The organism is Micromonospora haikouensis (genome assembly GCF_000876225.1).
Taxonomy (GTDB): Bacteria; Actinomycetota; Actinomycetes; order Mycobacteriales; family Micromonosporaceae; genus Micromonospora; species Micromonospora haikouensis.
Genome location: NZ_JXSX01000002.1, coordinates 594,318 through 611,391, shown reverse-complemented (window position 1 = coordinate 611,391; position 17,074 = coordinate 594,318). Strand labels below are relative to the sequence as shown.

Annotated in this window: 14 protein-coding genes; 5 read left to right on the top strand and 9 right to left on the bottom strand. The window is 74.9% G+C overall.

Going from position 1 to position 17,074, the window contains the following annotated elements:
- The first annotated feature begins 4 nt into the window (after window positions 1-4).
- Window positions 5-271, top strand: coding sequence for a PspC domain-containing protein (locus TK50_RS19375; RefSeq protein ID WP_043965673.1), 267 nt, complete (start codon window positions 5-7; stop codon window positions 269-271).
- A gap of 18 nt (window positions 272-289) precedes the next feature.
- Here the strand turns inward: TK50_RS19375 and guaA are convergent, their stop codons facing one another.
- Window positions 290-1,846, bottom strand: coding sequence for a glutamine-hydrolyzing GMP synthase (gene guaA / locus TK50_RS19370; protein ID WP_043965670.1), 1,557 nt, complete (start codon window positions 1,844-1,846; stop codon window positions 290-292).
- 55 nt (window positions 1,847-1,901) lie between these two features.
- The gene (locus TK50_RS19365) at window positions 1,902-3,596 is read right to left on the bottom strand and encodes an FAD-dependent oxidoreductase (protein WP_043965668.1); all 1,695 of its coding nucleotides are present in this window, start codon (window positions 3,594-3,596) and stop codon (window positions 1,902-1,904) included.
- A 139-nt stretch (window positions 3,597-3,735) separates the two neighbouring features.
- Between TK50_RS19365 and TK50_RS19360 the strand changes: the two genes are divergently transcribed.
- Window positions 3,736-4,857 carry an LCP family protein gene (locus TK50_RS19360; RefSeq protein ID WP_043965666.1) on the top strand — a complete coding sequence of 374 codons (1,122 nt, stop codon included), beginning with the start codon at window positions 3,736-3,738 and terminating at the stop codon, window positions 4,855-4,857.
- Between the two features lie 6 nt (window positions 4,858-4,863).
- Here TK50_RS19360 and TK50_RS19355 read toward each other — a convergent pair whose 3' ends face one another.
- On the bottom strand, window positions 4,864-5,712 hold the full coding sequence (locus tag TK50_RS19355) for a LysR family transcriptional regulator (protein WP_043965664.1): 849 nt from the start codon (window positions 5,710-5,712) through the stop codon (window positions 4,864-4,866).
- Window positions 5,713-5,805: 93 nt separating this feature from the next.
- On the opposite strand from TK50_RS19355, the gene TK50_RS19350 reads away from it, so the two are divergent.
- Entirely contained in the window at window positions 5,806-6,537 is a 732-nt protein-coding gene (locus TK50_RS19350; RefSeq protein ID WP_043966535.1) for an SDR family oxidoreductase, read from the top strand.
- 46 nt (window positions 6,538-6,583) lie between these two features.
- Here TK50_RS19350 and TK50_RS19345 read toward each other — a convergent pair whose 3' ends face one another.
- From TK50_RS19345 to guaB, 4 genes are all read right to left on the bottom strand, one after another.
- On the bottom strand, window positions 6,584-8,035 hold the full coding sequence (locus tag TK50_RS19345) for a M1 family metallopeptidase (RefSeq protein WP_422119952.1): 1,452 nt from the start codon (window positions 8,033-8,035) through the stop codon (window positions 6,584-6,586).
- A gap of 180 nt (window positions 8,036-8,215) precedes the next feature.
- The gene (locus tag TK50_RS19340; protein WP_043965663.1) at window positions 8,216-9,631 is read right to left on the bottom strand and encodes a M1 family metallopeptidase; all 1,416 of its coding nucleotides are present in this window, start codon (window positions 9,629-9,631) and stop codon (window positions 8,216-8,218) included.
- 191 nt (window positions 9,632-9,822) lie between these two features.
- Entirely contained in the window at window positions 9,823-10,941 is a 1,119-nt protein-coding gene (locus TK50_RS19335; RefSeq protein WP_043965661.1) for a GuaB3 family IMP dehydrogenase-related protein, read from the bottom strand.
- 34 nt (window positions 10,942-10,975) lie between these two features.
- Window positions 10,976-12,538 carry an IMP dehydrogenase gene (gene guaB / locus TK50_RS19330; RefSeq protein WP_043965660.1) on the bottom strand — a complete coding sequence of 521 codons (1,563 nt, stop codon included), beginning with the start codon at window positions 12,536-12,538 and terminating at the stop codon, window positions 10,976-10,978.
- 233 nt (window positions 12,539-12,771) lie between these two features.
- Here guaB and TK50_RS19325 point away from each other — a divergent pair, with 233 nt between their 5' ends.
- Window positions 12,772-13,176, top strand: a complete 405-nt coding sequence (locus TK50_RS19325) for a DUF5319 domain-containing protein (protein ID WP_043965658.1) — start codon at window positions 12,772-12,774, stop codon at window positions 13,174-13,176.
- A 518-nt stretch (window positions 13,177-13,694) separates the two neighbouring features.
- On the opposite strand, the gene TK50_RS19320 is transcribed toward TK50_RS19325, so the two are convergent.
- Window positions 13,695-14,516, bottom strand: coding sequence for a helix-turn-helix transcriptional regulator (locus TK50_RS19320; RefSeq protein WP_043965655.1), 822 nt, complete (start codon window positions 14,514-14,516; stop codon window positions 13,695-13,697).
- A 254-nt stretch (window positions 14,517-14,770) separates the two neighbouring features.
- On the opposite strand from TK50_RS19320, the gene TK50_RS19315 reads away from it, so the two are divergent.
- A complete protein-coding gene (locus tag TK50_RS19315; RefSeq protein WP_043966530.1) occupies window positions 14,771-15,154 on the top strand; it encodes a WhiB family transcriptional regulator in 384 nt (127 codons plus the stop codon).
- Between the two features lie 163 nt (window positions 15,155-15,317).
- Here TK50_RS19315 and TK50_RS19310 read toward each other — a convergent pair whose 3' ends face one another.
- Window positions 15,318-16,922 (bottom strand): molybdopterin-dependent oxidoreductase, encoded by a 1,605-nt coding sequence (locus tag TK50_RS19310; RefSeq protein ID WP_043965653.1) that lies wholly within the window; start codon window positions 16,920-16,922, stop codon window positions 15,318-15,320.
- Window positions 16,923-17,074 lie beyond the last annotated feature (152 nt).

The following is a 17,074-nucleotide window of genomic DNA, read 5'->3' as shown; positions in this document are numbered from 1 at the left end:
AGGCATGACCTCGACACCGCACCAGGCCCCGTACAAGCAACTCCGCCGGCCCACCACCGACCGGATGGTCGCCGGGGTGGCCAGTGGCCTCGGCCGCTACTTCGCCGTCGACCCCACCCTCGTCCGGGTGCTCTTCGCCGTCGCGACGCTCGCCACCGCCGGGGTGGCCGCGCTCGCGTACCCGATCATGTGGTTCCTCATGCCGGAGGAGCCGGCCGACGCCCCGGCGTGGCCGCACCCGACGGACCCCGCGTCACCGACCGGCGGCTGAGCCGGCGGGCGGGTGGGGTCACTCCCACTCGATGGTGCCCGGCGGCTTGCTCGTGACGTCCAGGACCACCCGGTTCACCTCGGCCACCTCGTTGGTGATCCGGGTGGAGATCCTGGCCACCACCTCGTAGGGCAGCCGGGACCAGTCGGCGGTCATCGCGTCCTCGCTGGAGACCGGGCGCAGCACCACGGGATGGCCGTAGCTGCGCCCGTCGCCCTGCACCCCGACGCTGCGCACGTCGGCCAGGAGCACCACCGGGAACTGCCACACGCCCCGGTCCAGGCCCGCGGCGGTCAGCTCCTCGCGGGCGATCAGGTCGGCCTGACGCAGCAGGTCCAGCCGCTCCCGGTCGACCGCCCCGATGATCCGGATGGCCAGACCCGGGCCCGGGAACGGGTGCCGCCAGACCATCGCCTCGGGCAGGCCCAGCTGGAGGCCCAGCGTGCGCACCTCGTCCTTGAACAGCGTGCGCAGCGGCTCGACCAGGGCGAACTTCAGGTCCTCCGGCAGGCCGCCGACGTTGTGGTGGCTCTTGATGTTGGCGGTGCCGGTGCCGCCGCCGGACTCCACCACGTCCGGGTAGAGGGTGCCCTGCACCAGGAACTCGACGTCACCGTGCGCGGCGATCTCCCGGGCGGCGGCCTCGAAGACCCGGATGAACTCCCGGCCGATGATCTTGCGCTTCTGCTCCGGGTCGGTCACCCCGGCCAGCGCGCCGAGGAACCGGTCGGCCGCGTCGACCACCTTCAGCTTGATCCCGGTGGCGGCGACGTAGTCCTTCTCCACCTGCTCGGCCTCGCCCGCCCGCAGCAGGCCGTGGTCGACGAAGACGCAGGTGAGCTGGTCGCCGACGGCCTTGTGCACCAGCGCGGCGGCGACGGCCGAGTCGACCCCGCCGGACAGGCCGCAGATGACCTCCTTGTCGCCCACCTGGGCGCGGATGCGGGCCACCTGCTCGTCGATGATGTTCTCGGGCGTCCACGTCGGCTCGATGCCGGCGATGTCGTAGAGGAACCGGGTGAGCATCTCCTGGCCGTGCGCGGTGTGCCCCACCTCCGGGTGGAACTGCACGCCCGCGCGCCGCCCGGCCAGGTCCTCGAACGCGGCGACCGGGGCGCCGGCCGACTCGGCCGTCACCGCGAAGCCCGCCGGGGCCTCGGTCACGCAGTCGCCGTGGCTCATCCAGACCGGCAGGTCGGCCGGCAGGTCGCGCAGCAGCACCCCGGGCTCGGTGAGGCGGGGGCGCAGCGGGGTGCCGCCGTACTCGCGGTTGCCGGTGCGCGCGACCGTGCCGCCGAGGGCCTGGGCCATCGCCTGGAAGCCGTAGCAGATGCCGAAGACCGGCACGCCCGCGTCGAACATCCCCGCGTCGACCTGGGGGGCGTCGGGCGCGTAGACGCTGGCCGGGCCACCGGACAGGATGATCGCGGCCGGGTCCTTCGCCAGCATCTCCGCCACCGGCATCGAGTGCGGCACGATCTCCGAGTAGACCCGCGCCTCGCGCACCCGGCGCGCGATGAGCTGGGCGTACTGGGCTCCGAAGTCCACCACGAGGACGGGGCGAGGCGTGCTCATGGGCAGGAAGCCTACCGACAGTCACCCCCGCCCCGGCGCGGACCCCGGCGTGCGCTCAGCGCAGCGCGCCCGGGGCGTGCGCCGGCACCGCCGGGCGTACCGGCGGCACCGCCGCCACCCGCCGGTACGCCTCCCCCAGCGGCGGCCGGGGATCGGCCTCGCCCCGGTTGGGCCAGAACGACATCGCCCGTTCCGCCTGGGCGGTGATGGTCAGCGACGGGTTCACCCCCAGGTTCGCCGACACGGCCGCCCCGTCCACCACGTGCAACCCCGGGTGCCCGTGCACCCGGTGGTACGGGTCGATCACCCCGTCGGCCGGGGTGGCCCCGATCACCGCCCCGCCGAGGATGTGCGCGGTGATCGGGATGTCGAACGGCTCGGTGAGCGACCCGCCCGGCGTACCGCCGATCTCCTCGGCGAGCAGCCGCGCGGCGGCGTTGCCGGCGGGGATCCACGTCGGGTTGGGCTCGCCGTGACCGGGGCCGGCGACCAGCCGCCGCCCGAGCGGGCCGCGCCGCCAGCGGGTGGTCAGCGAGTTGTCGGCCGACTGCATGACCAGCGCGATGACGGTGCGCCGCGACCAGTCGCGGACGGTGAGCATCCGCGCCGCGAGGCGGGGCTGGGTGAGCAGCCCGACCAGCCAGCGGCGGACCCGGTGCGGCCCGCCGTCGACCAGCAGCGACTGGAGCAGCCCCATCGCGTTGGAGCCCCGCCCGTAGCGGACCGGCTCGATGTGGGTCTGCGGGTCGGGGTGGAACGAGCTGGTGATCGCCACCCCCTCGGTGAAGTCCAGCCCCTGCGCGCGGGCCGGCCCGGGTGGCACGGACGCGCCGAGGATCGCCTCGGAGTTCGTCCGGGTCAGCTCGCCGAGGCGGTCGGACAGGTGGGGCAGCGCCCCGGTGGCCTTCATCTCGTGCAGCAGCCGCTGGGTGCCGAGCGCCCCGGCGGCGAGGACCACCTGGTCGGCGTGCCACACCCGGCGGCGCCTACGCGGCCAGGCCCCGGTGCGCACGGTCTCGACCCGGTAGCCGCCCCCGTCGGCGGGACGCACGGCGGTGACGGTGGTCAGCGGGTGCACCTGCACGCCGAGCCGCTCGGCCAGCCACAGGTAGTTCTTGACCAGGGTGTTCTTCGCCCCCTGCCGGCAGCCCGTCATGCACGCCCCGCAGTGCGTGCAGCCGGTGCGTTCCGGGCCGACGCCGCCGAAGTACGGGTCGGCGGCCCGCTCCCCCGGCCGGCCGATGTGCACGCCGACGGGGGTGGGGTGGAAGGTGTGCCCGACCCCCATCCGGTCGGCGACCGCCCGCATCGCGGCGTCCGCGCGGGTGTGCAGCGGGTACGTGGTGACGCCGAGCATCCGCTTCGCCTGGTCGTAGTGCGGGGCCAGCTCGGCCCGCCAGTCGGTGACGTCCCGCCACTGCGGGTCGGCGTAGAACGCGTCGAGGGGCTCGTAGAGGGTGTTCGCGTAGACCAGGGAGCCGCCGCCGACCCCCGCGCCGGAGAGCACCAGCACCCCGCCGCCGGTCCTCCGGTCGGCGGAGCGGAGCAGGGTGATCCGTTGCAGGCCGTAGCAGCCGAGCCGCGGGGCCCACAGGAACCGCCGCAGCCGCCACGAGGTCTCGGGGAACTCGTCGTCGGCGAAGCGCCGCCCGGCCTCCAGGACGCCGACCGAGTAGCCCTTCTCGGCCAGCCGGAGCGCGGTGACGCTGCCGCCGAAGCCGGACCCGATGACGAGCACGTCGTACCGCATGAACGCATCATTACCGACGGGTAGCTCTCGCGCCATAGCCGGTTTTCGCGGGACCATGCACCCCGCCGCCGGTGATCCGCGGCTCAGCGGCCGCAACCCGGCGTGGCCCTCGGAGCGTTGTAGGGGCGGGGGTGCGGACATGGCCGGACAGGCGGGTACCGGACGGCGGCGGTGGCGGGTGGGGCTGGCCGTCGTCGCGGCGGCCGTCGTGCTGGCGGTCGGCGGCACGGTGGCGGCCCGGCTGGTCGCCGACCGGCAGACCGAACGCGGAGCGGGGCGGATCACCGCCGCGCCCACCCCCACGCCGTCGCCCACGCCGAGCCCGACCCCGCCGCCGGGGGCCGACGTCACCGGGCCGCTGAACCTGCTGCTCGTCGGCGTGGACACCCGCGTCAGCGTGCCCGGCTGGGAGCCGCACGGCGACGCCGTGCTGGTGGCGCACGTGCCGCAGGGGCTGGACCGGGCGTACCTCTTCTCGCTGCCCCGGGACCTGCTGGTCGACATCCCGGCCTACCCGAAGGCCGGCTACTCCGGCGGGAAGACCAAGCTCACCCACGCGATGAGCTACGGCAGCCGGGTGCCGGGCAAGCCCAAGAAGCCGAGCACCGCCCAGGGGTACGAGCTGCTGCGCAGCACCGTCAGCGGCTACACCGGGCTGCGCTTCGACGCCGGCGCCGTGGTCACCTTCACCGGCTTCGAGAAGCTGGTGGACGCTGTCGGCGGGGTCGACCTCTACGTCGACCAGCGGACCGTGTCGCTGCACCGGCGGCCGGACGGCCGGCACCGCGAGGCCGCGCCGGGCGGCGGCGGCTACGTCGGCCCGCAGATGGTCTACGCCAAGGGCGAGCGGCACCTCAACGGCTGGCAGGCGCTGGACTACGCCCGGCAGCGCTACGGCCTGAAGAACGGCGACTACGACCGGCAGCGCCACCAGCAGCAGCTCATCCGGGCCATCGTGGCGAAGATGCAGTCCGAGAGCCTGCCCCGGCAGCCCGACCGGGTCGAGCAGGTCGTCGGGGCGCTCGGCGACACCCTCCTCTACGCCGGCGGGCCACGGATCGTCGACCTCGCGTACGCCCTCGGCGGGCTGCCCGCCGACCGGCTCGTCCTCGTCGGCCTGCCCGGCGAGGGGGTGGGCAAGGGCAGCGGCTACCGCGGCGAACAGCTCAAGCCGGTCGGCCGGCAGTTCCTCACCGCGCTGGAGGAGGGCCGGGCCGAGCAGTACCTCGCCGACCACCCGGAGCTGGTGGTGAAGAACTAGGCCCGGCTAGAGGCCGAGCGCCGTCCGGATCAGCACGGCCAGCGCCCGGGACCGGCTGTGCGGCGGCCAGGCGATCACCGTCGTCACGCTCGGCGCGTCCGACACCGGCACGGCGGCGATGTCGCGGCGCAGGTGGACCCGGCACGACTCGGGCAGGACCGCCGACGCCCGGCCGAGCGCGATCAGCTCGTACAGCTGCGCGTGGTCGCGGACCTGCGGGCCGGGACCGTCCGGGTAGCTGCCGTCGCGGCGCGGCCAGCGCGGCAGCGGCAGGCCGGGAAGATCGGCGACGTCGGCCTCCCGCAGCTCGGCCCGGCCGGCGAGGTGATGCCCGGCCGGCAGCAGCACCACCTGCCCCTCCGTGTACAACTCCTCGGTGTCGAACCCGACGACCGAGTCGAACGGCCGGTGCAGCAGCGCCACGTCCGCCCGTCCGTCGCGCAGCAGCCGCTCCTGCTCGCCGATCCCGCACAGGTGCACGTCGACGGCGACCGCGCCGGGTTCGGCGGCGTAGGCGTCGAGCAGCTTCGCCAGCAGTTCGCTGGACGCTCCGGCCTTGGTGACCAGGACCAGGCCGGGGTCTCCGGTCGCGGCGCGAGCGGCGCGGCGGGTGCGCCGGTCGGCGGCGGCGACGGCGTCGAGGGCCGCCCGGCCCTCGACCAGCAGCACCGAGCCGGCCTCGGTCAGGGTGACGCTGCGACTGCTGCGTTCCAGCAACGTCACCCCGAGCCGCCGTTCGAGTTGCGCGATCGCCCGCGACAGCGGCGGCTGCGCGATGCCGAGCCGCTGCGCCGCCCGCCCGAAGTGGAGCTCCTCGGCGACGGCGACGAAGTACCGCAGCTCCCGCGTCTCCATGCCCCCACGGTACCCGGGGCCGATACCCGCCGGGTATCGCTGCCCACTCAGCCGGTGTTGGTGGCCCGGCCGGACCCGGCCAGGATCGACCACATGAGCGAAGCGAAGATCGCGCTGGTCACCGGCGCCAACAAGGGAATCGGGTACGAGATCGCCGCCGGCCTGGGCGCCCTCGGCTTCAGCGTCGGCGTCGGCGCCCGGGACGGGCAGCGCCGGGAGACCGCCGTGGCGAAGCTGCGCGCGGCCGGCGTCGACGCGTTCGGGGTGCCGCTGGACGTGACCGACGACGCGAGCGTCACCGCCGCCGCCGCGCTGGTCGAACAGCGTGCCGGCCGCCTCGACGCGCTGGTCAACAACGCCGGGGTGACCGGTGACCGGGCGCAGCTGCCCACCACCGTCGACCTCGCGGTGGTGCGGGCCGTCGTGGAGACGAACGTGCTCGGCGTCATCCGGGTCACCAACGCCATGCTGCCGCTGCTGCGCCGGTCGGCGTCGCCCCGGATCGTGAACATGTCCAGCGGCGTCGGCTCCCTCGCCCGGCAGTCCGCCGCCGAGGGTGAGCTCACCACGGGCCCGGTCGCCGTCGCGTACTCGCCGTCGAAGACGTTCCTCAACGCCGTCACCGTCCAGTACGTCAGGGAGCTGCGCGGCACGAACATCCTGATCAACGCCGCCTGCCCCGGCTACGTCGCCACCGACCTCAACAACTTCCAGGGGGTCCGTACCCCCGAGCAGGGTGCGGCGATCGCGATCCGGCTCGCGACCCTGCCCGACGACGGCCCGACCGGCGGCTTCTTCGAGGACGCCGGGGTGGTGCCCTGGTGACGGGGTGACGGAATGACGGGGTTCGGCGGGCCGCGTACCCCCGGGGTCAGCGGGCCGTGGGGCGTTCCGGCTGCTCGGTGCCGTAGAGCCAGGCGTCGAAGAGCGCGTCGAGCTGCCTGCCGGAGACCTGCTCGGCGTGGGCGACGAAGTCGGCGGTGGTGACGTTGCCGTCGCGCCGGTCGGCCGCCCAGCCCCGGACGATCCGGAAGAACGCCTCGTCGCCGACGGTGGTGCGCAACGCGTGCACGGTCATCGCGCCCCGCTGGTAGACGGAGTCGCCGAACAGGTTCGCCGCCCCCGGCCGGCCGGGCGGCGTCCGCCACAGCGACGCCGACGCGCCGACGTACTCCCCGTCGAACGACTGCTGCACCGTCCGGCCGCCGTCGTGCTCCAGCCAGAGCCATTCGGCGTACGTGGCGAAGCCCTCGTTGAGCCAGATGTCGCTCCACCGGGCCAGTGAGACACTGTCGCCGAACCACTGGTGGGCCAGCTCGTGGGCGACCACCCCGCTGTTCTCGCCGCGGCGGAAGAAGTTGGCCGAGTAGACCGGGCGGCTCTGCGTCTCCAGGGCGAACCTGATGCCCGGATCGTCGACGACCACCCCGCCGTACGACCCGAACGGGTACGGCCCGAACACGCCCTCCAGGTAGTCGGCAACCTCGACGGTGCGGGCGATCGAGGCGTCCGCCGCGCCCTCGGGCAACCCGGTGGTGACCGCGCTGAACACCGGCCGTCCCTTGTGTTCGGCGCGGGTCACCCGGAAGTTCCCGATGGCCACCATGCTCAGGTAGCTGGCCATCGGGGACCGCTCGGCCCACTTCCAGGTGGTCCAGCCGGCGCGGGTGGTCTTGCCCACCGGCACCCCGTTGCTGACGGCGGTCAGCCCCTCCGGGACGGTGATCTCGAAGTCGTAGGTGGCCTTGTCGGCGGGGTGGTCGTTGACCGGGAACCAGGTGCTCGCCGACTCGGGCTGGCCGAGGGCCACCGCGCCGTCGGAGGTGTGCCGGAAGCCGCCCTCGCCGAGCGCCTCGTTGGTCAGCGGCTTCGGCGAGCCCTCGTACCGGATCTCGGCGGTGAAGCCGTTGCCGGAGGTCAGGCCGGCGGCGGGGGTGACGACCAGCTCGTCGCCGTCGCGGGCGTGCCGGGCCGCGACGCCGTCGACCGTCACCCCGCGCACGGTGAGCCCGGCCAGGTCCAGGTGGAACGCGGACAGGCTCGCGGTGGCCGTGGCCTGCACGGTGGTGGTGCCGGTGAGGCGGTCCGTCGCCGGGTCGTAGCGGACCTTCACCACGTACCGGGTCACGTCGTACCCGCCGTTGCCGTACCGGGGGAAGTACTCGTCACCCACCCCGGCCGCGCCGGGCGTGAACTGCCGCGACGCCGTCGGCGACGGGGTGGCCTCCCGGGCGGCCGGCTCGGGCGTCGAGGAGCAGGCGGCCAGCCCGAGCGCGCCGGCCAACAGCAGCCCGGTGCGCAGGCGCAGGCCCCGCAGGCGCAGCATCATGGCGTCGTCCCTCCCGGCGGAGGCCCCCGGCCCGGCGGCGGCCCTCCGGCCCACCCGGCCGGCCCGGCTCGTCCGGGCCGCTCCACCCGCGGCAGCCTACCGAGCGCGGGCGCGGCGCGGGGCGGCGCGGGCACGAGGGGTCACCGGGCCGACTGCCCCGGGTGCCGGTGCCGCTCAGGGCAGCGCGGGCGCGGTGCCGCCGACGAGCCAGGCGTCGAGCAGCGCGCCCAGCCGCCGGCCGGAGACCCGCTCGGCGAGGGCGACGAAGTCCGCCGTGGTGGCGTTGCCGCCGCGCCGCTCGGTGGTCCAGGCGCGCAGGACCCGGAAGAAGACGTCGTCGCCGAGGGTCCGCCGCAGCGCGTGCACCGCGAGCGCCCCCCGCTGGTAGACGGCGTCGCCGAACATGTTCGCCCGGCCCGGGTCGACCGACGGCTGCGACCAGTCCGTCGCGGCGTAGCGGGCCGCGACGGTCTGCTCGACGGTCCGGCCGCCGTCGTGCTCCAGCCAGAGCCATTCGGCGTACGTGGCGAAGCCCTCGTTGAGCCAGATGTCGCTCCACCGGGCCAGCGAGACACTGTCGCCGAACCACTGGTGGGCCAGCTCGTGGGCGACGACCCCGGTGTCGGGGCGGCCGGAGCGGAAGAAGCCCGGCCCGTAGACCGGGCGGGACTGGGTCTCCAGAGCGTACGAGATGCGGCCCTCGGCGAGCGCGATCCCGCCGTACGACTCGAACGGGTACGGCCCGAAGCGGTCGGCGAGGAAGTCGGCGACCTCGCCGGTGCGGGCCAGCGAGGCGGCGGCCGGCCCGTCGGCGGGCAGGCTCGCCGCGACAGCCGTGACCAGCGGCTTCCCCCGGTGGGTGCCGGTGGCGACCCGGTAGTCGCCGATCACCAGCGTGCTCAGGTAGCTGGCCATCGGGGACCGCTCGGCCCAGCGCCAGGTGGTCCAGCCGCCGGCGCTGGTGCGCCCCACCGGCACGCCGTTGCCGAGCGCGGCCAGCCCGTCGGGGACGGTCACCTCGACGTCGTAGGTGGCCTTGTCGGACGGGTGGTCGTTGACCGGGTACCAGGTGCTCGCCGAGTCGGGCTGGCCGAGCGCGACCGCGCCGTCGGCGGTGGCGAGGAAGCCGCCGAGGCCCAGCGTGCTGCTCTCGACCGGCTGCGGCACCCCCGCGTACTCCACGTCGACGGCGAACCGGGCGCCCCGGGCCAGGCCGCGCGCCGGGGTGACCACCAGTTCCTCGCCCTCGCGGGCGTGCTCGGCCTTCGCGCCGTCGACGCGGACCGCGCCGACGGTCAGGCCGGACAGGTCCAGGTTGAACCGGGACAGCCCGGCCGTCGCGGTGGCCGTGATCGTGGCGTGCCCGGTGAGCCGGTCGTCGGCGGGGTCGTAGCGGACCCGCAGCCGGTACGCGGCCACGTCGTAGCCGCCGTTGCCGCGCCCGGGGACGTACGGGTCGCCCGCGTCGGCCGCCCCGCGGCGGGCGCGGTCGGCGTCGGGCGGCGTCCCGGTGCAGGCGACGAGGGCGCCCACGACGAGGCAGGCGGCCAGGACTGCGCGGCCGACCGGTCGTCTTCCTGTGCGGACCATCGCTCTCCCTCGCCTGTCGGGGGCGAGCCTAGCCGACGCCGGCCAACAAAAGCCTCCAAAACCGACAATAGGTCCACACCTCAACCGGGCGGAGTCCGGCACCAACTGACCCCACCCCGACTGGAACGGCCCCGCCGCTTTCCCGCGGCGGGGCCGTTCCACGTGCTTCCCGGGTCGCCCCGGAGCCAGGGTCAGCGGTCGAGGACCAGGCCGACCTTCTGGAACTCCTTGAGGTCGCGGTAGCCGCACTTGGCCATCGCCCGGCGCAGCCCGCCGAACAGGTTGAGCTGGCCGTCCGGCTCGTCGGCCGGGCCGAACAGCAGCCGCTCCATCTCCCCGAGCGGCTCGCCGGCCACCTCGAACGCGCCGCGCGGCAGCGACGGGTGGCTGGCCGCCGAGTGCCACCACGCGCCGCCGGCCGGGGCCTCCGCGCACAGCGACAGCGGCTCGCCGAGCATCACCGCGTCCGCGCCGCAGCCCAGCGCCTTGGCGATGTCGCCGGAGGTCTGGATGTCGCCGTCGGCGATCAGGTGCACGTACCGGCCGCCGGTCTCATCGAGGTAGTCGCGGCGGGCCGCGGCGGCGTCGGCGATCGCGGTGGCCATCGGCACCCGGATGCCCAGCACCGACTCGGTGGTCGACCAGCCGTCGCCGCCGATGCCGACGATCACCCCGGCCGCGCCGGTGCGCATCAGGTGCAGCGCCGTCTTGTAGTCGGTGCAGCCGCCGACGATGACCGGCAGGTCGAGGTCGGCGATGAACTCCTTGAGGTTCAGCGGCTCGTCGGTGGTGGAGACGTGCTCCGCCGAGACGATCGTGCCCTGGATGACCAGGATGTCCACGCCCGCGTCGAGGATCACCGGGGCCAGCGCCAGGGTGTGCTGCGGGGAGACCCGCACGGCCACCGTGCCGCCGCCGGCCCGCAGCTCGCGGACCCGCTCGGCGATGAGGTCCGGGCGGATCGGCTCGGCGTACACCTCCTGGAGCCGCTTGGTGGCGCGGGCGTCCTCGTCGAGGGAGGCCAGCTCCTTGAGGACCTTGGTCGGGTTCTCGTACCGGGTCCACAGGCCCTCGACGTTGAGCACGCCCAGCCCGCCGAGCTGGCCGAGCCGCACGGCGGACGCCGGGCTCATCGTCGCGTCCGAGGGGTGCCCCACGCAGGGGATGCCGAACTGGTACGCGTCGAGCTGCCAGGTGGTGGAGACGTCGTCGACGTCCCGGGTCCGGCGGCTCGGCACGATGGCGATGTCGTCCAGGTGGTAACCGCGCTGCGCGGTCTTGCCCAGGCCGATCTCGACCACGTCACGCATGGTGGCTCCAGGTGGTGTCGGGGTGGTGGTGGGGTCAGCGGGAGTGGTAGTTCGGCGCCTCGACGGTCATCTGGATGTCGTGCGGGTGGCTCTCCTTGAGCCCGGCCGCGGTGATCCGGATGAGCTGGCCGCGCCGGTGCAGCTCGGGGATGCTCTCCGCGCCGACGTACCCCATCGCGGCGCGCAGCCCGCCGATGAGCTGGTGGGCGACGGCGGCCAGCGGGCCCCGGTAGGGAACCTGGCCCTCCACGCCCTCCGGGACCAGCTTGTCCTCGGCGAGCACGTCCTGCTGGAAGTAGCGGTCCTTCGAGTACGACTTGGCCTGCCCCCGCGACTGCATCGCGCCGAGGGAGCCCATCCCCCGGTACGCCTTGTACTGCTTGCCGTTGATGAAGATCAGCTCGCCGGGGCTCTCCTCGCAGCCGGCCAGCAGGCTGCCGAGCATCACGGTGTCGGCCCCGGCCACGAGCGCCTTGGCGATGTCGCCCGAGTACTGGATGCCGCCGTCGCCGATGACCGGCACGCCGGCCGGGCGGGCGGCCCGCGCCGCCTCCATGATCGCGGTGATCTGCGGCACGCCGACCCCGGCGACGATCCGGGTGGTGCAGATCGCGCCCGGACCCACCCCGACCTTCACCCCGTCCGCGCCGGCCTCGACCAGGGCCTTCGCCCCGGCGTACGTGGCCACGTTGCCGCCGACGATGTCGATCGTCACGTCCTTCTTGAGCTGGCGGACCATGTCCAGCACCGCCCGCTGGTGGCCGTGGGCGGTGTCCACGATGATCACGTCGACGCCCGCGTCGACCAGCGCCCGCGCCCGCTTGTACGCGTCCTCGCCCACGCCGACGGCGGCGGCCACCCGGAGCCGGCCGGCGTCGTCCTTGGTGGCGTTCGGGTACTGCTCGCTCTTGGTGAAGTCCTTCACGGTGATCAGCCCGCGCAGCCGGCCCGAGCCGTCGACGATCGGCAGCTTCTCGACCTTGTGCTGACGCAGCAGGGCCAGCGCCTCGTCCTTGCTGACCCCGACCGGGGCGGTGACCAGCGGCGTGCGGGTCATGATCTCGCGGACCGGGGTGGCCGGCTCGGAGACGAAGCGCATGTCCCGGTTGGTGACGATGCCGACGAGCTGCCCCTCGCCGTCGACCACGGGGACGCCGGAGATCCGGTAGCGCCCGCAGAGCGCATCGACGTCGCGCAGGGTGTCGTCGGGGCTGGCGGTCACCGGGTTGGTGATCATGCCGGACTCGGAGCGCTTGACCAGGTCGACCTGGAGTGCCTGGTCCTCCAGGGAGAGGTTGCGGTGCAGCACGCCGATGCCGCCCTGGCGGGCCATGGCGATCGCCATCCGCGCCTCGGTGACCGTGTCCATCGCGCTGGACAGCAGCGGGACGGTCAGCTCGACGTTGCGGGTGAGCCGGGTGCGGGTGTTGACCCGGCTGGGCACCACGTCCGACTCGCCGGGCTGGAGGAGCACGTCGTCGAAGGTGAGGCCGAGCGGGACCACCCGGGCCGAGCCGGCGGGCAGCTCCGGCAGGTGGCCGCCCAGCTCGCCGGTGTCGGCGCCGGCCGGAAGATCGATGCTGGGCGAATTGTCCACGATTGCTCTCCTGAGCTGGGTCGGGCGGGCTTCGGCGAGGAGGCGCGCGCGGACGTCCGGCGCGCGCCGGGTGAGGACGCGTCAGTGTCATCGTACCCATCGGCCCAGGCCGGCCCCGCCGGTGCCGGGCCGGTGGACGACGCTGCGTGACGTTCACCCCCGCCGAGGCCGACGCGGGGTGACCGGCCGGACGGGGGCGGGCGTCCGGCCGGCGCGGGGTCTACGGTGAGGGGGTGCACGACGAGCCCATCGACCCGTTCAACGGCGACCCGGCCGATCCGGCGGCGGAGCTGCACGACCCGGCGGACGACGACACGCTCGACCCGCTGACCGAGGTCGAGCGGCAGGACGTGCTGGAGGACCTGGCCGACCTGGAGATCTACCAGGCCCTGCTGGCCCCCGTCGGCGTGCGCGGGCTGGTCATCGAGTGCGAGGACTGCCGCGAGCCGCACTACTTCGACTGGGACCTGCTGCGGGGCAACCTGCGCCACCTGCTCAGCTCCGGCCGCCCCCGCGTGCACGAGCCGGCCTACGACCCGGATCCGGACCACTACGTCACGTGGGACTACGCCCGGGGATACGCCGACGGCGTGCACGACACCCTCACCGAGGGCACCGACGACGACCCGACCCCCTAGGGTCCCCGTCACCACACCCCCACCGCACGGCCACACGCCGCGTCGCCACGTCTGCGCGCCACCCGGCTCCCGCGCGGCACCCGAGCCCACGCCCGAACCCCGTCGACCACTTTCCGTCACGATCGCCGGGGCGACCACCGCAGCCCGCGACCTGACTCTGGGTAAGGGCCGCCGGACTCCCCCACACATCGCCCCCTCCCTTTGCCCTGCACCCACCCACGCATCACCGGCACTGAGCTGGCGATACGCCATTCGCGCACGGCACGCACCCGCCACGGCCGGATACCCAGCGTGAACCGTTGCGTATCCGGGTGCAGAGCAAAGGGAGCGGTGGGGTTGGCGCTGCCGGGCAGGGAGATCACGCGGCGTGACCAGCGGGGGCGGACGGGACGACTGCGGACAGCGCCACGGCGATCTTGCACTCGCGGCCCGATGGGCCGGTCTCGCGGCCTCCGCCCGGGCCGCACCTGCGGGACGGGCGGGAAGGCGCGCGGGTGGGCGGGTAGCTGGGTGGTTGGTCAGGTGACCAGGCCGGCGCGGAAGCCGGCGGCCACCGCGTGCGCGCGGTCCCGGGCGCCGAGCTTGCGGAACAGCCGGCGGGCGTGCGTCTTGACGGTGTCCTCCGAGACGAACAGCTCACGGCCGATCTCGGCGTTGCTCTTGCCCTCGGCCATGCCGAGCAGCACCTGGAGTTCCCGCTCCGTCAGGCCGATCGCGCTCCGGCCGCCCCTGGCCGGGGCGGGACGCTGCCCCGCCGCGGCCGGGGTCTCGCCCTCGCCGCCCGCCTCCACCTCGTCGTCGCCGCGCTGCACCGGCACCACCGGCGGCGTACCACCGGGCGGCTCCTCGGGGCCCGCCGGCCAGGCCGGGCCAGGCTTGGCCGGGGGGCGTCCGGCCGGGGCGGGGCGGGCGGGCCCGCCGACGGAGGCGGCGTCGCGGGCCGGGTCGGTCACCCGGCTGCGGGTGGCGCGGCCGGGCGCCGAGAGCAGCAGCAGCGCCTTCGCCACCGCGCTGGTCAGGTCGTGGTCGGTGCCCTGGATCAGCCCCCGGGCGCCGGCGCCGATGGTCGCGGCGGCGGCCTCGGACTCCTCCGCGCCGAGCAGCAGCACCGCGGCCTGCGGGGCGCGGGCCAGCACCCGCCGGACGAAGCCGGCGCTGTCCGGCCGGGTGAGGGCGGTGTCGGCGAGCACGACGTCCGCCGGGATCTCCGCCAGGCGCAGCATCACCTCGGGATCGGAGACGGCCGTACGAACGGCGGCGGACAGTCCTAGCCGCGCCGCCGCGGAGTTCAGTTGCTGCGCGGCGAGCGGTGTCCGAACGCACACGAGGACAGTACGCACTGTGGTCTCCTCTCCGACCCCGAGCAGACCATGGGGAGGCGGCGTCGGGTGGGCGTTCCCGGCAATCCTTCGAACTTTTCCGACAGTTAGGGCATATCAGTCAGGTTGTCCGACCTTTTCGATCACAGACGTGTGAGCGGAAGCGAGGCGGGGTAACGGGGAGCCCGAGCCGGAAACGGTGCGCCAGCGCGGCCGCCGCCCGGACACCCGTCAACTGAGGATCTCCGCGGTGCCGCGCGGAAGGAGGGGTGCTGATGTCGAACGTACGCAGGCTGCCCGGACCCATCGTCGACCTCTGGGACTGGCAGCGGCTCGGTGCCTGCCGGGGCCGCGACAGCGCCCAGTTCTTCCACCCCGACGGCGAACGCGGCTCCTCCCGGCTGCGCCGGGAGTCCGGCGCCAAGACGGTCTGCCGGGCCTGCCCGGTACGCGCCGAGTGCGCCGCGCACGCCCTCGCCGTCCGTGAGCCCTACGGGGTGTGGGGCGGCTTCAGCGAGGCGGAGCGGCTGCGGCTGCTCGCGGTGGGCTGGGAGGACCTGGCCGACCGCCGGCACTCGCGCGTCGACGTGGCCCGCCTGGAGGCCCGCCTGGGCCGTCCGCACAAGTCCACCGTGCCGGCGCAGCGCAGCGTCGCCTGACGACCGCCGCCACGCCGCCGCCCTTCGCCACGCCCACCGTCGGGCGGCCAGGCCACCGGCGTGCCGCCCGCCATCCCCACCGCCGGGCGACCAGGCCACCGGCGTGTCGGCCGCCACGCCCACGGCCGGGTGACCCGCCTGCCGGCGCGGGTCCGCCCGGCGGTCAGCCCACGGTGACCCGGACGGTGTGCCAGCCGGTCGCGCCGTCCGGGTCGACGCGCTGCCGGCGCTCGGTCTGCGTCTCGCCGTCGGCGTCGGTGGCCCGCACCTGGAGGGTGTGCTCGCCGGAGGTGGCCGCCCACTGCCAGGACCACTGCACCCAGGTGTCCACCGACACCGTCGGGGCGAGCGTCGCCTCCCGCCACGGGCCGTCGTCGACGCGTACCTCGACCCGGCGGATGCCCCGGTGCTGCGCCCAGGCCACCCCGGCGACCATGACCGGGCCGGCGGTGAGCCGGTTGCGGGGGCGGGGCGTGTCGATCCGCGACTGGGTCTTGATCGGCCCCTGCGCCGACCAGCCCCGGGGCACCCAGTACGCGTCGAAGTCGGCGAAGCTGGTCAGCTCCAGCTCGGTCACCCACTTGCACGCGGAGACGTAGCCGTACAGGCCGGGCACCACCATGCGTACGGGGAAGCCGTGCTCCACCGGCAGCGGCTCGCCGTTCATGCCCACCGCGAGCAGGGCGTCCCGCCCGTCGCGCAGCGCCGCCGTCGGGGTGCCGCAGGTCCAGCCGTCGACCGAGCGGCCGACGACCTGGTCCGCGCCCTCCTCCGGCTGCGCCTCGTCGAGCAGTTCCCGGATCGGCACGCCCAGCCAGCGGGCGTTGCCGATCAGGTCCCCGCCGACCTCGTTCGACACGCAGGCCAGGGTGACGTACCGCTCGACCATGGGGCGGGCCAGCAGGTCGGCGAAGCTCAGCTCGATCGGGTTGCGCACCCGGCCGTGGATGCGCAACCGCCAGGTGTCCGGGTCGACCTGCGGCACCACCAGGGCGGTGTCGATGCGGTAGAACCCGGACGTCGGGCTGACGTAGGGGGCGAGCTGGGTGAGGGAGAGGTCCGCCCCGGCCGGCACCGCCGGCGCGGGCGAGGCCGGCGCGGGCAGGGCGACCGCCCGCCGGGCCTCCGACACCCCGCGCCGCCCGGCAAGCCAGTGCCCGCCCAGCCCGGTCACGACGGCCGCGCCGGCCAGCGCGCCGACGCCGGTGAGGAACCGCCGCCGCCCCTCCGGGCGCTCGGGGTGCAAGGAAGGGCCCCTTGTTGACAGGGGGATGTCGACAAGGGGCCCTTCCTTGCCGGCGGCGGCGGTGGGCGGGGTCCACGGCCAGGGGTCGGGGTGCAGGGGGCCGGCCAGCAGGAGCCAGAGCGTCAGCGCGCCGAGGGCCGCCCCGGCCAGCGCCGGCAGCGCGTCGGTGGCGTCGGCGCCGGCCCGGGTCAGCGCGGCGGCCACCCCGAGGGCCGCGAACGCCCCGATGCCCGCCAGGCCGAGCCACAGCCGGCGGGCGGCGAGGACGCCGAGCAGCGCCGCGAAGCCGGCCAGCAGCAGCGCCGTCCCGACCAGCAGGGCGATCTTGTCGTACGTGCCGAAGACGGCGATGCCGAACTGCTTGACCGGCTCGGGGACGGTGTCGACGACCAGCCCGCCGACCGCGACCAGTGGTGCCGACCGGGGGCCGGTCAGCACCGCCACCGGTTCGGCGGTGCCGATCGCCACGGCGGCGGCGGTGATCCCGGCCAGCGCGGCGTACCCGCGCGAGATGGTGCCCATCCGCCCAGTGTTTCCGACGGGGCCGGGAAGCGACAGGCACGTCAGCGTTCCGTAAGCAACCAGCCCCGGCGAACGCGGGGCGGATACGCGTCAAGGCACGCCGTGGGGAGCCGGCGTGCCTTGAACGTGTGGTGTGGCTGGGTCAGCCGCCG

Coding starts and splice junctions, on each gene's coding strand:
- TK50_RS19360 (WP_043965666.1), top strand. CDS start 3,736: ATGGCCGGACAGGCGGGTACCGGACGGCGGCGGTGGCGGGTGGGGCTG.
- TK50_RS19310 (WP_043965653.1), bottom strand. CDS start 16,922: ATGGGCACCATCTCGCGCGGGTACGCCGCGCTGGCCGGGATCACCGCC.
- TK50_RS19350 (WP_043966535.1), top strand. CDS start 5,806: ATGAGCGAAGCGAAGATCGCGCTGGTCACCGGCGCCAACAAGGGAATC.
- TK50_RS19375 (WP_043965673.1), top strand. CDS start 5: ATGACCTCGACACCGCACCAGGCCCCGTACAAGCAACTCCGCCGGCCC.
- TK50_RS19365 (WP_043965668.1), bottom strand. CDS start 3,596: ATGCGGTACGACGTGCTCGTCATCGGGTCCGGCTTCGGCGGCAGCGTC.
- TK50_RS19340 (WP_043965663.1), bottom strand. CDS start 9,631: ATGGTCCGCACAGGAAGACGACCGGTCGGCCGCGCAGTCCTGGCCGCC.
- TK50_RS19355 (WP_043965664.1), bottom strand. CDS start 5,712: ATGGAGACGCGGGAGCTGCGGTACTTCGTCGCCGTCGCCGAGGAGCTC.
- guaA (WP_043965670.1), bottom strand. CDS start 1,846: ATGAGCACGCCTCGCCCCGTCCTCGTGGTGGACTTCGGAGCCCAGTAC.
- TK50_RS19335 (WP_043965661.1), bottom strand. CDS start 10,941: ATGCGTGACGTGGTCGAGATCGGCCTGGGCAAGACCGCGCAGCGCGGT.
- TK50_RS19315 (WP_043966530.1), top strand. CDS start 14,771: ATGTCGAACGTACGCAGGCTGCCCGGACCCATCGTCGACCTCTGGGAC.